Source organism: Streptomyces lomondensis, assembly GCF_014651035.1.
Classification (GTDB): Bacteria; Actinomycetota; Actinomycetes; order Streptomycetales; family Streptomycetaceae; genus Streptomyces; species Streptomyces lomondensis.
In genome coordinates this window covers 286606-301031 of the sequence record NZ_BMWC01000002.1, presented here as the reverse complement: position 1 = coordinate 301031, position 14426 = coordinate 286606, and the positions used below count along the sequence as shown (strand labels likewise).

At 73.1% G+C, this 14426-nt stretch carries 11 protein-coding genes; 8 read left to right on the top strand and 3 right to left on the bottom strand.

Going from position 1 to position 14426, the window contains the following annotated elements:
* Positions 1-471: 471 nt before the first annotated feature.
* A complete protein-coding gene (locus IE255_RS08790) occupies positions 472-1188 on the top strand; it encodes a hypothetical protein (RefSeq protein WP_190049619.1) in 717 nt (238 codons plus the stop codon).
* Positions 1189-1495: 307 nt separating this feature from the next.
* Complete coding sequence (locus tag IE255_RS08785) at positions 1496-2419, top strand: S1 family peptidase (protein WP_190049618.1); 924 nt, start codon at positions 1496-1498, stop codon at positions 2417-2419.
* 22 nt (positions 2420-2441) lie between these two features.
* Here the strand turns inward: IE255_RS08785 and IE255_RS08780 are convergent, their stop codons facing one another.
* Both IE255_RS08780 and IE255_RS08775 read right to left on the bottom strand, forming a co-directional pair.
* Complete coding sequence (locus IE255_RS08780) at positions 2442-4055, bottom strand: N-acyl-D-amino-acid deacylase family protein (protein ID WP_190049617.1); 1614 nt, start codon at positions 4053-4055, stop codon at positions 2442-2444.
* Between the two features lie 13 nt (positions 4056-4068).
* On the bottom strand, positions 4069-5346 hold the full coding sequence (locus IE255_RS08775) for an amino acid deaminase (RefSeq protein ID WP_190049616.1): 1278 nt from the start codon (positions 5344-5346) through the stop codon (positions 4069-4071).
* Positions 5347-5493: 147 nt separating this feature from the next.
* On the opposite strand from IE255_RS08775, the gene IE255_RS08770 reads away from it, so the two are divergent.
* The 5 genes from IE255_RS08770 (at position 5494) to IE255_RS08750 (ending at position 9830) form a co-directional block, all read left to right on the top strand.
* Positions 5494-6528, top strand: coding sequence for a sugar kinase (locus tag IE255_RS08770; protein WP_190049615.1), 1035 nt, complete (start codon positions 5494-5496; stop codon positions 6526-6528).
* On the top strand, positions 6525-7286 hold the full coding sequence (locus IE255_RS08765; protein WP_190049614.1) for an IclR family transcriptional regulator: 762 nt from the start codon (positions 6525-6527) through the stop codon (positions 7284-7286). Before IE255_RS08770 ends, IE255_RS08765 begins: the two co-directional genes overlap by 4 nt.
* Positions 7283-7693: a RidA family protein gene (locus tag IE255_RS08760; RefSeq protein WP_190049613.1), complete on the top strand. Its 411-nt coding sequence runs from the start codon at positions 7283-7285 to the stop codon at positions 7691-7693. Before IE255_RS08765 ends, IE255_RS08760 begins: the two co-directional genes overlap by 4 nt.
* A 103-nt stretch (positions 7694-7796) precedes the next feature.
* Positions 7797-9275 carry a GntP family permease gene (locus tag IE255_RS08755; protein WP_190049612.1) on the top strand — a complete coding sequence of 493 codons (1479 nt, stop codon included), beginning with the start codon at positions 7797-7799 and terminating at the stop codon, positions 9273-9275.
* A 54-nt stretch (positions 9276-9329) separates the two neighbouring features.
* A complete protein-coding gene (locus IE255_RS08750) occupies positions 9330-9830 on the top strand; it encodes a hypothetical protein (RefSeq protein WP_190049611.1) in 501 nt (166 codons plus the stop codon).
* Between the two features lie 21 nt (positions 9831-9851).
* Here IE255_RS08750 and IE255_RS08745 read toward each other — a convergent pair whose 3' ends face one another.
* The gene (locus tag IE255_RS08745; RefSeq protein WP_190049610.1) at positions 9852-11207 is read right to left on the bottom strand and encodes a M14 family metallopeptidase; all 1356 of its coding nucleotides are present in this window, start codon (positions 11205-11207) and stop codon (positions 9852-9854) included.
* A 275-nt stretch (positions 11208-11482) separates the two neighbouring features.
* On the opposite strand from IE255_RS08745, the gene IE255_RS39080 reads away from it, so the two are divergent.
* Entirely contained in the window at positions 11483-14386 is a 2904-nt protein-coding gene (locus IE255_RS39080) for a LuxR C-terminal-related transcriptional regulator (RefSeq protein ID WP_229906327.1), read from the top strand.
* Positions 14387-14426 lie beyond the last annotated feature (40 nt).

The window sequence follows — 14426 nt, the reverse complement described above, 5'->3', positions numbered from 1 at the left end:
ATATCGCCGCACGCTGCCCCACCAGCACCTCTGGTCCCTAGAATGCGCCGCCATGTCCAAGCCATTCGAATACGCCGACGGAGCGACGGGCGGCGAGCCCCAGGGCCCGCCGAACGTGTACCTGCCGCAGGCGGTCCCGCCCCCGGCGTACGACGCGTACGCCGATCCGGCGGCGGCGCACGGGTGGCAGGACCTGTACGGCGATGGCGGGGGGTCGGGGGCACTGCCGGGGTTACGGGGCACGCCGGCGGGGGTGGCGCGAGGGCCGTGGGTGGCGCGGGGGGCGTGGGCGGCGCGGGGGCTACCGGCCACGCTGGCGGGGGTGGCTCGGGGGTCACCTGGACCACGGGGGCAGGCGGTGCCAGGGATGCGGTGGGTGGCGCGGAGGTCGGCGGCGGTGCTGGGGCCGTGGGCGGCGGGGGTGGCTCGGGGGTCACCTGGACCACGGGGGTCGGGGGCGCCGCGGATGCCGTGGGTAGCACGAGGGTCGTCGGCGGTGTCACGGATGCCGGGGGCGGCACGGGGGTCGTCGGCGGTGCTGGGGCCACGGGCGGCGAGGGCGGTTCGGGGGCGACCTGGACCATGGGAGTTGGCGGCGCCCCGGATGCCGGGGGCGGCGCGGGGGACGCCGGCTCCAGGGGCGCCGCGGGCGGCGGTGGCGACACGCGCGAGCTGCCGGTGGTGCCGGCGCGCGGTCGGTCCGGGGCAGGGCATCGTTCCCGGCGCCGGCCGAGCCCCTGGCGGGGCCGCCGCGTGGCGGTCGCCGTCGGCGCCCTCGGCGCGGTGTCGGCGGCGGTTCTGATCGCCGGGTTCTTCCTCTCGGGCGCGCCCTCGGGTGGGACGCGGGGTGGTGAGGGCGGCCGTACGGGACCGACGGCGGGGGAGTCGCAGGCGGCGGCGCCCACGGATGCCAGCCCGGCCTCGACCCCCGCCGCGCCGCTCGTCGACCGCCCGGCGGACAGCGGCGAGCCGTCCGGAGTCGCCGCGTCCGCATCCGCGTCCGCGAGCCCGCCCGCCACGCCGAGCCGCACCCCGTCCGCCGGCGGGCCGGACGGTGCGCCGCCCCCGGCCGTCAGCCCCTCGGCCGGTGTCCCTACGACTTCTGCGCCTGCTGTTACTGCGTCGGCGCCGGGCAGGCCGGAGGGGAAGCCGGGGCATGGTCCTGGTGGCACGAAGGGTCCCAAGTAACCGGCCTGTGCGGCGAAGCCGCACCCCGTCGGGCGGCGGATCGGACGGTGCCCCGACGACTTCCCCCCCGCCGCCAACCCGTCGGCCCAGGCAGGCCTGACGGGAACCGGGGCACGGGCCCGGTGGCGCCAAGGGCCCCAAGTGGTCAGACCGTCAGGGCGGTTGAGTAGGGTCGGGCAGGACGCGCTGGTTCCGGTTGTGGAACGACTCCTTGCCCCGTCACCCTTGCGACGATCACAATGTGCATGACAACACTGCGGGCGGCCGGAAGATTTCCGGCCGCCTCCGTCGCAAGAGGGGACCCCCCATGAGAAAACCTCTCGCCGCCGCGTTCTGCGCCCTGGCGATAGCCGGGGCCGGCGCGGCTCCCGCGACCGCTGCCGAGGCCGCCCCCACGGGCGTCGGCAAGGCCGCGGACACGGGCTCGGCCACGTCCGCCGTCTCGGGCGTGGTCTCGTCCGTGGAGCAGACGCTGTCCGGCCTCAACCCGTCGGCCAAGGCCGTGAACTTCGCCGGCACCGTCTCGCTCAGCAACTGCTCCGGCTCGGTCGTCCGCATGCCGGACTCCGAGGACAACGACCCGGCGCTCGTGATGACCAACGGCCACTGCCTGGAGTCCGGTTTCCCCGGCCCCGGCGAGGTCCTCGTCGACAAGGCGTCCAGCCGCACCTTCGGCCTGCTCAACGCCTCCGGCTCGCGCGTCGCCACCCTGCGCGCCGCCAAGCTCGCCTACGGCACGATGACCGACACGGACGTCGCGCTGTACCAGCTCACCACCACGTACGCGCAGATCAAGAGCTCGTACAACATCAACCCGCTGACGCTGAACGACACCCACCCGGTCGCCGGCACCGCCATCAGCATCCCCTCGGGCTACTGGAAGCGGATCTACAGCTGCTCCATCGACGGGTTCGTGCCCACCCTGAAGGAGGGCGACTGGACCTGGAAGGACTCGGTCCGCTACACCTCCGCCTGCAACACCATCGGCGGCACGTCCGGCTCGCCCGTCGTCGACCAGGCCACCAACAAGGTCGTCGCCGTCAACAACACCGGCAACATGGACGGCGAGCGCTGCACGGTGAACAACCCCTGTGAGGTCGACGCGAACGGCTCCGTGACCGTCCGCAAGGGCATCAACTACGCCCAGCACACCTACGGGATCCCGGCCTGCTTCGGCATCGACAACAAGCTCGACCTGAGCGCGAGCGGCTGCACCCTGCCCAAGCCGTAAGGCAGGGTCCTGGGGCGGGCGGTCACGCGGGGGGAGTCCCGCGGACCGCCCGCCCCGCCAGGACGTCCGTGCGCCGGCCGTCCTCGATCACGAAGCGGCCGCCGACCAGCACGTACGGGATGCCCGCCGGGAGCCTGCGGGGTTCCGCGAACGTGGCGCCCGCCGCGACCGTCGCCGGGTCGAAGAGGACCAGGTCGGCCACGTATCCCTCGCGGACCAGGCCCCGGTCCGGCAGCCTCAGCCGCGCGGCCGGGCGCGAGGTGAGGTGCGCTATGCACTCCTCCAGCGACAGCACCCCCAACTCCCGCACGTAGTGCCCGAGGTAGTGCGGGAACGTGCCGTAGGCGCGCGGGTGCGGCTTGGCGCCCTGGAGGATGCCGTCCGAGCCGCCGGTGTGCACCCGATGGCGCATGATCGCCCGGACGTTCTCCTCGTGCCCCACGTGCTGGAGGATCGTCGGGGCCAGCCGGTCGGCCAGCAGCAGCCCGCGCGCGGTCGTCCAGGGCGCCTCGCGCCGCACGTCCGCCGACTCCTGGATCGTCCGGCCCACGTAGTCGGCCAGGGCCGGGTCGTTCACGCCGGAGATCTCGATCGTGTCCCACTCGATGGGCACGCCGTGGCAGCCGTCCGAGCCGGTGACCTCCAGGTCGTGGCGGATCCGTTCCGCCGTGCCGGGGTCCGCCAGCCGCCTGAGGACCTGCTCGGGGCCGCCCTCGCTCGCCCAGCTCGGCAGCATGGCCGCGAGGGTCGTGCAGCCGGGCGTGTAGGGGTAGGTGTCCAGGCTGATGTCGGCCCCGGCGGCCAGCGCCTCGTCCAGCAGGGCCAGCAGCTCGGGTGCCCGGCCCTTGTTCACGCCGAAGTTCATGGTGGCGTGGGCGAGATGCAGGGGGCAGCCGGCCTCGCGGGTCAGGGCGATCATCTCCGCGTACGCCTCCAGGGCGCCGGCGCCGTAGGAGCGGTGGTGCGGGCAGTAGTAGCCGCCGTACGACGCCACCACCCGGCACAGCTCGGTCAGTTCCGCGTCCGGGGCGTACATGCCGGGCGTGTACGTCAGCCCCGACGACATGCCGACGGCGCCCTGCTCCATGCCCTCGGCGACCAACTGCCGCATCCGATCGAGCTCTTCGGGCGTGGCCTCGCGGTCCTCCCAGCCGACGGCGAGCGCCCGGACCGTGCCCTGCGGGATCAGGTAGGCCGCGTTCACGGCGATCCCCCGGTCCAGTCGGTCCAGGTACTCGCCGACCGAGCGCCAGTCGAAGTCGATGTCGTCCCCGGGCCCGTTCCACCCGGCGATCGCCCGGCGCACCTCGTCGAGCGTCCGGTCGTCGACGGGCGCGTACGACAGCCCGTCCTGGCCGATGACCTCCAGGGTGACGCCCTGCGCGGCCTTGGCGCTGTGGTCGGGGTCGCGCAGCAGGGCCAGGTCGCTGTGGGCGTGCATGTCGACGAAGCCGGGGGAGAGGACCAGGCCCTCGGCGTCCAGCTCCCGGCTGGCCTTCGGCCGCTGGCAGCCGGCCGCCGCGGCCTCCTTGACGATCCCCGTGATCCGGCCGCCGTCGACCACGACGTCGGCCCGGTACGAGGGTCCGCCGGAGCCGTCGACGACGTCCGCGTCCCGGATGACGAGCTCTTCCATCGCTGACGGCCTCCTAGAAGAACGTGCGGACGTAGTCGACGACCGTGCCGTCCGCCTCCGCGACAGGGATCAGCTGCCACTTGTCGAACGAGGTGCACGGGTGCGAAAGACCCAGGCCGACCCAGTCGCCGACCTCCAGATCCGCCTCCGGCGTGGTGCTCAGCCACGCGTGCTGGTCGGACAGGGCCGTCACCGACACGCCGGTGGCCGGGCGCTCGGCGCCGTCCCGGCGGATCACCTGGGCGAAGGGCAGGTCGAGGTCGTAGGCCGCGTCCCGCTTGCCCGCGTTGACGAAGGCCTGCTCGGCACAGGGCCGCGACACCACCTGCGTCCACAGCCGGAACGCCGGCTCCAGCGCGCCCTCCTCGGGCACCCGGTTGAACGGCGTCAGCTTGCGGTAGTGGCCGTCGTCGTGCGAGACGTAGGCGCCCGAGCGCAGCAACTTCAGCACCGGGCGGGAGAGTTCGGGGATCTCCGCGAAGACCTCGGCGACCGCGTCGAACCAGGCGCTGCCGCCCGCGCTGACCACGATCTCGTCCACGTCCGCGAAGCGCCCCGCCTTGTCGAAGTCCACGGCCAGCGCGACCAGCCGCCGCAGCCAGGCCGTGACCCGCTCCGGGTCCGCCTTCGGCACCTCGCCCTCGTAGCCCGCGACGCCGACCAGCCGCAGCGTCCGGGTGCCGGCCACCGCGTCCGCGACCGCCGCGCACTCCGCCTCCGTACGGACACCGGTCCGGGCGCCTTCCCCGGCGGCGAGCTCGACGACCACGTCCACCGGGCGCCCGGCACCGCGCAGGGCCGCGTCCATCAGCTCGACGCCGCGCACGGAGTCGACGTAGCAGACGAGACGGAAGTCCGGGTCGGCGTCCAGCTCGGTGGCGATCCAGCGCAGTGCGGCCGTGTCGACCAGCTCGTTCGCGAGGAACACGCGCCGGGTCCCGAACGCCCGCGCCACCCGCACCTGGTGCGGCACCGCCAGCGTGATGCCCCACGCTCCGTGCTCGATCTGCCGCCGGAACAGCTGCGGGGCCATGGAGGTCTTGCCGTGCGGCGCGAACGCCAGGCCGTGCCGGGCCGCGTACGTCTCCATGAGCCTCAGGTTGTGCTCCAGACGCTCGGCGGACAGCGCGAGCACGGGCGTGGCGAAGCCGCCGGTGAACAGGTTGCGGCGCTGGGCGGCCAGCTCGCCGACCGTCAGTCCGTCGGCGTCCGGCGGGAGGCCCTTGAAGCGGTGGTCGACGCGCTCGGCGGCGAGCCGGGCGAGGGACTCGGCGGCAGTGTCGGCTGGCATGGAGCCTCCTGATCTGCGGTGTTGCAATATCTGCAACCTTCATTGCGTATGTCGCTGAACGCTGTCTAACATCTCGGCCACCGCCGGTCAATGAAACCGTTCAAGGGAACCGACACCCACCGAAGCCGCCGAGGAGCTACGAACATCGTGACCCCCACCGGACCCTGCAACGCCCCCGACGTCGTCGACGTCGTCGCGCTCGGCGAGTCCATGGTCACGTTCCTGCCCTCCCGGCCGGGCCGGCTCGCCGACGTGCCGTCGTTCGAGCGGGGCATCGGCGGGGCGGAGTCCAACGTGGCGTGTGTGCTGGCGGCGGCCGGGCACTCCGCGCGGTGGGTCAGCAGGGTCGGGGACGACCCGTTCGGCGACCATCTGGTGGAGGCGATCGGCGGGTACGGGGTCGACGTGGCCCACGTCCGCCGCGACCCCGCCCGCCCCACCGGCATCTACTTCCGCACCGCCGGGGACCGGGCCGGCGACGCGCACGAGGTGGCGTACTACCGGGCCGGCTCGGCGGCGTCCGCGATGAGCGTGACGGACCCCGACCCGGCGGCGGTGCGCGCCGGACGCGTGCTGCACCTGTCCGGGATCACGGCCGCGCTGTCCGGCGGCTGCCTGGACCTGATGCGCGAGCTGACCGCACGCCGCCCCGGCCGCCCCCTGGTCTCCTTCGACGTCAACCACCGGCCCGGCCTGTGGCGCGACACGGACGCGCCCCGGGTGCTGCGCGACCTCGCCCGGGGCGCGGACCTCGTGTTCGTGGGCCAGGACGAGGCCTGGGGCCTGCGCAGCGCCGAGGCCGTCCGCGCCGCCCTCCCCGAACCCGAGGTGCTGGTCGTCAAGCAGGGCGCCGCCGGAGCCACCGTCTTCGAGAAGCGGGACGTCACCTTCGTCCCCGCACCGCAGGTCGAGGTCGTCGCCGCCGTCGGCGCCGGAGACGCCTTCGCCGCCGGGTTCCTCTCCGCCACCCTGCGCGGACTGCCCCTGCGGGAGCGGCTGCGGCACGGGCATCTGATGGCCGCCGCCGCGCTCACCGTCCCCGGCGACCTCGCGACCCCGCCCACCCGGCAGCACGCCGACCGGCTCGCCGCCCTGGACGACGCCGCATGGGGGAGACTGCGACTCGGCCCCGGCTGGACCGAGGACACCCAGCGGGCCGACGAGGAGGTACGTACGCCATGAGCCAGACCGTCGACCGCGCGCTCAGCATCCTGCCGCTGCTCGCCGAGGGCCCCGCCGACCTGGGGCAGGTCGCCGACCGCCTCGGCGTGCACAAGTCCACGGCGCTGCGCCTGCTGCGCACCCTGCACGAGCACGGGCTGGTCTACCGCCAGTCCGACCAGCGCTACCGCCTCGGCGCCCGGCTCTTCGCGCTCGCCCAGGAGGCGATGGAGAACCTCGACGTCCGCGAGATCGCCCATCCCCACCTGGTCCGCCTCAACGAGAGCTGCGGGCACACCGTGCACCTCGCCGTGTACGAGGAGAACGAGGTCCTCTACATCGACAAGGTCGAGAGCCGCTACCCGGTGCGCATGTACTCCCGCATCGGCAAGCCCGTAGCCATCACCGTCGCCGCCGTCGCGAAGCTGCTGCTCGCCGACCTGCCCGAGCACGAGCGGCGGGCGGTCGCGGAGAAGCTCGACTACCCGATGTACACGTCCCGTTCGACGCCCCACGCGAGCGCGTTCCTGCGCGAGCTGGAGAAGGTGCGCGAACAGGGCTGGGCCACCGACCTCGGCGGCCACGAGGAGTCCATCAACTGCGTCGCCGCCCCCATCCGCGGCGCCGACGGCCGGGTCGTCGCCGCGATGTCGGTCTCCGCGCCGAACGTCGTCGTCACCGCCGACGAACTCCTCACCCTCCTGCCGCTGGTGCGCCGCACGGCGGACGCCATCAGCGGGGAGTACTCCGGCAGAACACCAGTGAAGGGCACCGTATGACGGACAAGATCGCACTCACCCCGAAGACCCACACCACCCCGCCGGCGAAGTTCTCGCACGGTGTGAAGAAGGGCAACATCCTCCAGGTCGCCGGCCAGGTCGGCTTCCTGCCCGCCGAGGAGGGCAAGCCGCCCACGCCCGCCGGGCCGACCCTGCGCGAGCAGACCCTCCAGACCCTGGCCAACGTCAAGGCGATCCTTCAGGAGGGCGGCGCCTCCTGGGACGACGTGATGATGATCCGCGTCTACCTCACCGACGTGGCCCACTTCGCCGAGTTCAACGAGATCTACGACGCGTACTTCGAGGAGCAGGGCCTGACCCAGCCGCCCGCCGCGCGCACGACCGTCTACGTCGGTCTCCCCGCGGGCCTCCTCGTCGAGATCGACGCACTGGCCGTCCTCGGCTGACCCACCCCCACTCCCGCACGTCCGTGAGGCGCGGCGCCCCGATGCGCCGCGTCGCGCTCCGCCCTACCCAGAAGCCGCATGCATTTACCCAGAGGACCCCCGAATGTCCCATCCGCTCGCCGCGTCCGCCCCTGCCGAGACCCCACCCCACACGGGAGGCCTGCTCCTCCTCGTCGACGGCACCGCCGGACTCCTGCTCACCGCCGCGCTCGGCATCGCGCTGCTGCTCTTCCTCATCATCAAGGCCAGACTCCAGCCGTTCGTCGCGCTGCTCGCGGTCTCCATAGCCGTCGGCCTCGCGGCCGGCCTGTCGGTCACCGAGCTCTTCGGCACGGTCCAGAGGTCGGACGCCGTCTCCACGATCGAGTCGGGCATGGGCGGCATCCTCGGCCATGTCGCGATCATCATCGGCCTGGGCACCATGCTCGGCGCGATCCTCGAGGTCAGCGGCGGCGCGGAGGTCCTGGCGGGCCGGCTGCTCGGCCTGTTCGGCGAGCGGCGCGCGCCCCTCGCCATGGGCCTGACCGGCCTGATCTTCGGCATCCCGGTCTTCTTCGACGTCGGCATCTTCGTCCTGGCGCCCATCGTCTACGCCGCCGCCAAACGCTCGGGCAAGTCGATCCTGCTCTACTGCCTGCCGCTGCTCGCGGGCCTGTCCGTCACGCACGCGTTCCTGCCGCCGCACCCCGGCCCGGTGGCGGCCGCCGGTCTCCTCCACGTGGACCTCGGCTGGGTCATCCTCATGGGCATCGTCTGCGGCCTGCCGGCCGTGGTGGCCGCGTGGGCGTACTCGGCGTGGATCGGCCGCCGCATCTTCGTCGCCGTGCCGCAGGACATGGTCGAGGCGGCGGAGGAGGCCAAGCAGGCCGTCGTCGACGAGCAGCGCGCTGCCGGGGTCGCCCCGAGCGAGCAGCCGGTCTCCCTCGGCACGGTCCTCGGCATCATCGGCACCCCGCTGGTCCTCATCCTGGCCGCGACGTTCTCCTCGATCGCGCTGGACCCCTCCACGCTGCGCTCGGTGATCGAGTTCTTCGGCAACCCGTTCGTGGCGCTGACGATCGCCCTGTTCCTCGCGTACTACCTGCTGGGCATCCGCCGCGGCTGGTCCCGCAAGTCCCTGGAGACGGTGTCCACCGCGTCCCTCAAGCCGGTCGGCAACATCCTGCTGGTGGTCGGCGCGGGCGGCATCTTCGGCGCCGTCCTCAAGGCCAGCGGCGTCGCCCAGGCCCTGTCCGACACGTTCAACGACGTGGGCCTGCCGGTGATCGTCCTCTCCTACCTGATCTCCGTGGTCCTGCGCGTCGCCCAGGGCTCGGCGACGGTGGCCATCGTGACGACGGCCGGCATCGTGGCGCCGTTGCTGTCCGAGGGCGACCACTCCCAGGCCTTCATCGCCCTGGTGATCATGGCGATCTCCGCCGGCTCCATCTTCGCCTCGCACGTCAACGACGGAGGCTTCTGGATGGTGGCCAAGTACTTCGGCATCAGCGAGCGGGACACGCTCAAGACCTGGACGGTGCTGGAGAGTGTGCTGTCCGTGGCGGGGTTCTTCGTGGCGGCGGTGTTGAGCCTCTTCGTGTAACGATGCGGGGGCTGGCTGTGTGCGGCACAGGTTTGTCGACCATACTGCTCCGCTGTGGAGCAGCGCATAGGTTCGAGCAGCCAGCCCCTGGAGGGCGCCGGATTCGACCCGGCCTTCATCCCCGGGCTCACGTCACCCGCGTCCGGCCGGACGGAGGACGACGGGCCGGAGAAGGAACCGGAGGTCGCCGAGGCCGAGGAGGCCGCCCCCGAGCCGGAGGAAACGGACACGGCGTCCTCCTCCGAGCCGGACGAGGACGCCGTGGCCGACGGCCCCGTCTTCGAGGCCTCCGACCGCCGCGCGCGGATAGTCGCCGACCACAGAGGCGTACGACTCCGCCTGGACGACCAGGAGTGCGAGTTCCGGTGGGACGAGATCGGCGCGGTCGAGACGGAGACCGCCCGCTTCGGCAAGCGCTACACCGTCACCGTCCACACTCCTGACCGGCGCTGGTACCCGATCGAGATCCAGGCGCCGGCCAGGAGCCACTTCAAGGAGTGGGACGAGCAGTTGGACGCGGTGCTGGACGCCTACTTCGACGAGGACGCCGCTTAGGGGCGCGGGGAACCGCGCCCGTCAACTGCAGTACTGGCTCTCCTTGCCGATCGACCGGTACATGCAGTCCGCGTTCTCCAGCAGTTGCAGCACCGCGTCCCGGTTACGGGAGGTCTCCCGCTCGATCACCTCGTCGGGCGGGTAGAACCCGCCCCCGGCGCTGGAGCTCGGGTACATCTCGAAGGTGTAGCCGAAGATCTTGTGCACACCCCAGAGATAGTCGTCGATCGACCCGTCCGTGATGTACAGGTCGCTGGACTGCTCCGCCGTGTACCCGTTGCTCGCGGCCATCTTCTGCCCGACCGCCTTGAACGCCGCGTTGTCGTCGGCGGTCATCCCGGTCGTGGTGTCGGAGTAGGTGTAGCCGAACGGCCACAGCACCAGCTCGCTGTACGTGTGGAAGTCGACCCCGGCCCTGATCTGCTGCTTGCCGCCGACGACCCGGCTGCGCACGAAGTCGGCGACCACCTTCACCTCGGGCGCGGACTCCGCCGCCGGACCCCGGTACGTGTCGGAGGACGGCGAGCCCGAGGAACCGCCGCAACAGCCCCAGCGGTAGTTCCAGTTGCGGTTCATGTCCGTACCGACGTACGACGAACCGGAGTTGGGCTGCCGGTTCTTGCGCCACGAGCGGTAGGACCCGGTGGCGATGTCGTACTCGCCGCCGTCCGGGTTCATGTCCGGCACGATCCAGATCTCGCGGTTGTTCACCATGTTGGTGACGCGTGAGTCGGATCCGTAGTCGGAGGTCAGCTCGCGCAGCAGGTACAGCGCCATCTCGACGGTGAGGTGCTCGCGGGCGTGCTGGTGGTGCGTGAACAGCACCTCCGGCTCGGACTCGTCGGTGCTCACGTTGTCGCTGATCTTGATGGCGACGATGTTCCGGCCCTGGTACGACTTGCCGATCACGCGCTGGCTCGCGATGGACGGGTTGGCCGAGACGACCGAGTTGATCGCGCTCGTCATCTCCGCGTAGTTGTGGTACTTCGAGTCGGCCGACGGGAAGTCGAAGACCCGGACGTCGTCCTCGCCGGCGGACCGGTCGGGGACCGCGCCGAGCGGGGTGACCTCGTAGCCCTGCGCGCGCAGCTTCCTGATCTGGTCCGCGCGGCCGGAGACGACGACACCGTGGTCGTGGACCTCGTCCACGGTCACGCCCGTGCGCTGAAGTGCCGTGCGGTCCTGGGCCGTCGAGTGCAGATGGACCTCGTACTGCCGGATGTCGTGCGCCGACGGGGCGGCCTTGGGCGCGCTGTCGGCGGTGGCGTCCGGCGTCGTCGCGGAGAGGGGCGCCGCGAGGGCGAGGGCGAGGAGCGTGGCGAGGGCCGCGGTGCGTCTGCCGGTGCGGGCACCGGAGCCTCGTATGCGAAGCCGCATGAAATCTCCTTGTGGGAGGTGGGGTTGTTCCGTGCGACGTACGTGTGCGGGTGGCGCACATCGTTCTGCCAATGGCATGAGCAGGTCAAGACCGAAAGTGGCCGTGCAGTGTACGCGTGTGGCGCGGCGGTCGAGAGGGAGCGGCCGAAGTACACCCACGGGTGTGACCCGAGCGTGCATATATGTACGTAACCGGGAGAGAGTGTGGGTCCGCGCAAGGGGAGCCGGAGTGGTCCGGATCCTCGGACCACACCCCCCCAGAGGACTGGCTGATCATGGGCGGATCAGCGCCACGACGGGACCACCATCTCCCGGCCGAGACGACCAGCTTCGTCGACCGGCGTGGCGAACTGACCGAGGGCCGCGAGCTGCTGGCCCGCGCACGGCTGGTGACGCTGACCGGACCGGGCGGCGTCGGCAAGACCCGGCTCGCCGCACGCATCGCGGCCCGGGTGCGGCGGGCCTTCCCGGACGGCGTGCGCTTCGTGCACCTCTCCGGACTCCACGACCCGGCGCTCGTCCCGCTCGCCGCCGCCGACGCGCTGGGCCTGCACGACCACTCCCCGCAGCCGCCCCTGGCCGCCCTCGTCGAGCAGGTACGGGAGCGGCGGCTGCTCCTCGTCGTCGACAACTGCGAGCACCTCGCGGGCGCCTGCGCCCGGCTCGCCGCGGCCCTGCTGCGCGGCACGGAGGGCGTCCGGATCCTCGCCACCAGCCGGCACCGGCTGGGCCTCACCGAGGAGCACCTGCTGGAGGTACGGCCCCTGCCGGTGCCCGACCCGGACGGCGACCTCTCCGCCGCCGAGGGCTACCCGGCCCTCACGCTCTTCGCCGACCGCGCCGCCGCCGTCGTCCCCGGCTTCCGCCTCACCCCCGCCAACCGGGCCTCCGTGGCCCGCCTCTGCCGCCGCCTGGACGGCCTGCCCCTCGCCATCGAACTGGCCGCCGTCCGCATGCGCGTCCTCGACGTCGACCAGCTCCTGGACCGCCTCGACGACCGCTACCGCTTCCTCACCACCGGCAGCCCCGCCGCCCTGCCCCGCCACCAGACCCTGCGCGCGGCCGTCGCCTGGAGCCACGACCTGTGCACCGGCCCCGAGCAACTGGTGTGGGCCCGGCTGACGGTCCTGGCGGGCAGCTTCGACCTGGAGACGGCGGAGGCGGTGTGCGCGGACGACGGCGGCCCGGAGGCTGCCGCCTGGTACGCGGAGCCCCAGGAGCCGCCGACCGACCGCGCGCCCGCACGGACCTTCACGGACGCCCTCGGCGAACGGGCCCGGGACGGGCAGGGGGTGGCGGACGACTCCGGCGAAGGGGGCGGTGCCGCGCCGGCGTTCTCGGCTGGTTCTGCGGGTGCTTGCATGGCCGGCTCCGGGCTCGCGTGCAGGGCCGGTTCCGCGCCCGCTTGCATGGCCGGTTCCGAGCCGGCGTTCTCGGCCGGCTCCGCGCCTGCGTTCCCGGCCGGTTCCGCTCAAGGCGCCCGGCACGGGCCGGTGCTCCCCGCCGTCCCCGGCCAGGGGCATCGGCCCGCGCAGGTGGTTCCGGCCGGGGCCGCGGTGCCTGCTGCCCGGCCCGCGCAGGCGCGCACGGGAACCGGGGCCCTGACCCAACCCGGCCCGGACGACCAGCTCCTCCTACTTGCGCGTACGGGCGGACACCTAGGGGCGCGGGGAACTGCGCGACCAGCCACAGGGCTGCCGCACCCGGGAACGAACGGAAACTGTTACGGCGGGGGAACCCCCGGCGCGGGCCCGGCTCTGCGGACCGACGACGTCCTGGAAGCTCTCGCCGGGCTCGTGGACAAGTCCGTGCTCTGCCGGGAGCCCGGGCCCGGCGGCGTGCGGTACCGGCTGCTGGACACGCTGCGGCAGTTCGGGCTGGAGCAGTTGCGGCGGGCGGCGGGGGAGGAGGGCGTCGCCCGGCGGCGGCAGCGGGACTGGATGCTGCGGCGGGCCGAGGACTGCGAGCGCGGCTGGTTCGGGCCCGGGCAGCCGGAGGCCGTCGCGCGCCTGCGCGCCGACCGGGACAATCTGCGCGCCGCCCTCGACTTCAGCCTCTCCACCCCCGGCGAGGCACGCGCCGGGCTGCGCCTCGCCGGCACCCTCTGGTTCTACTGGCACGCCTGCGGCGCCCCCCGCGAGGGCCTCTACTGGCTCGACCGGGCCCTGGCCGCCAGCCCCGAGCCGACCCGGGAACGGGCCCGCGGCCTGTGGGTCGCCGGGCTGCTCGCCGCCGCCACCCAGGACTTCCCCCGGGGCCGCCGCCACGCCACGGACGCCCTCGCCCTTGCCCGCGCCCTGGGCGACACCGCCGAAGCCGCCCACGCCGAGTACGTCATCGGCGTCATCCGGCTGTTCGGCGACGACCTGCCCGGCGCGCTGGAGCACTTCGAGGCCACCGTCGCCCGCGGACCCGTACCGGGCCAGCACCTGAGCCTCGTAGGCCTCGACCAGGTCGAACTCGCCTGCGCCCTGGGCTACCTGGGTGAGGCCGACCGGGCCGTCGAGGTGTGCGAGCGGGCCCTGCGGCTGTGCGAGCGGCACGGCGAGCAGTGGGTGCGGTCGTACGTGCTGCGCATGCTCGCCCTCGCGCACACCGTGCGCGGCGACTGGCCCCGGGCCGAGCGGCACGCCCGCGAGGCCCTGCGCCTCAAACTCGCCGTCCACGACGTCATGGGCATCGCCCTCACCCTCGACCTGCTCGCGTCGATCGCGACCGCACGCGGCGCCCACGAGCACGCGGCCGTGCTGCTGGGCGGCGCCGACCGCGTCTGGGCCGACATCGACAGCGGCCGCTGGGGCGCGCACACCCTCAACTCCGCCCGCCGCGACAGCGAGGAGCGGACCTGCCGGGCCCTGGGACGCGACGCGTTCGAACGCGCCCACCGGCGGGGCGGCGGGCTCGGTCTCACCGAACTCGTCGGCCACGCGCTCCAGGAGCTGGCCCGCCCCGGCGAGTCCGCCGCCGACCGGCCGCCGCACGAGGACACCGCGGTCCGCCTGACCCGCCGCGAGCGAGAGGTCGCCCAGCTCGTCGCCGAAGGGCTCGCCAACCAGCAGATCGCGGACCGCCTGGTGATCTCCCGCCGCACCGCCGAAGGCCATGTGGAACGCATCCTCAGCAAGCTCGGCTTCAGCAACCGCAGCCAGATCGCCGCCTGGGTGACGGCACAGCGCTGACCCGCCCGCACCGACCACCTCACACCCACCCGAGGGGATC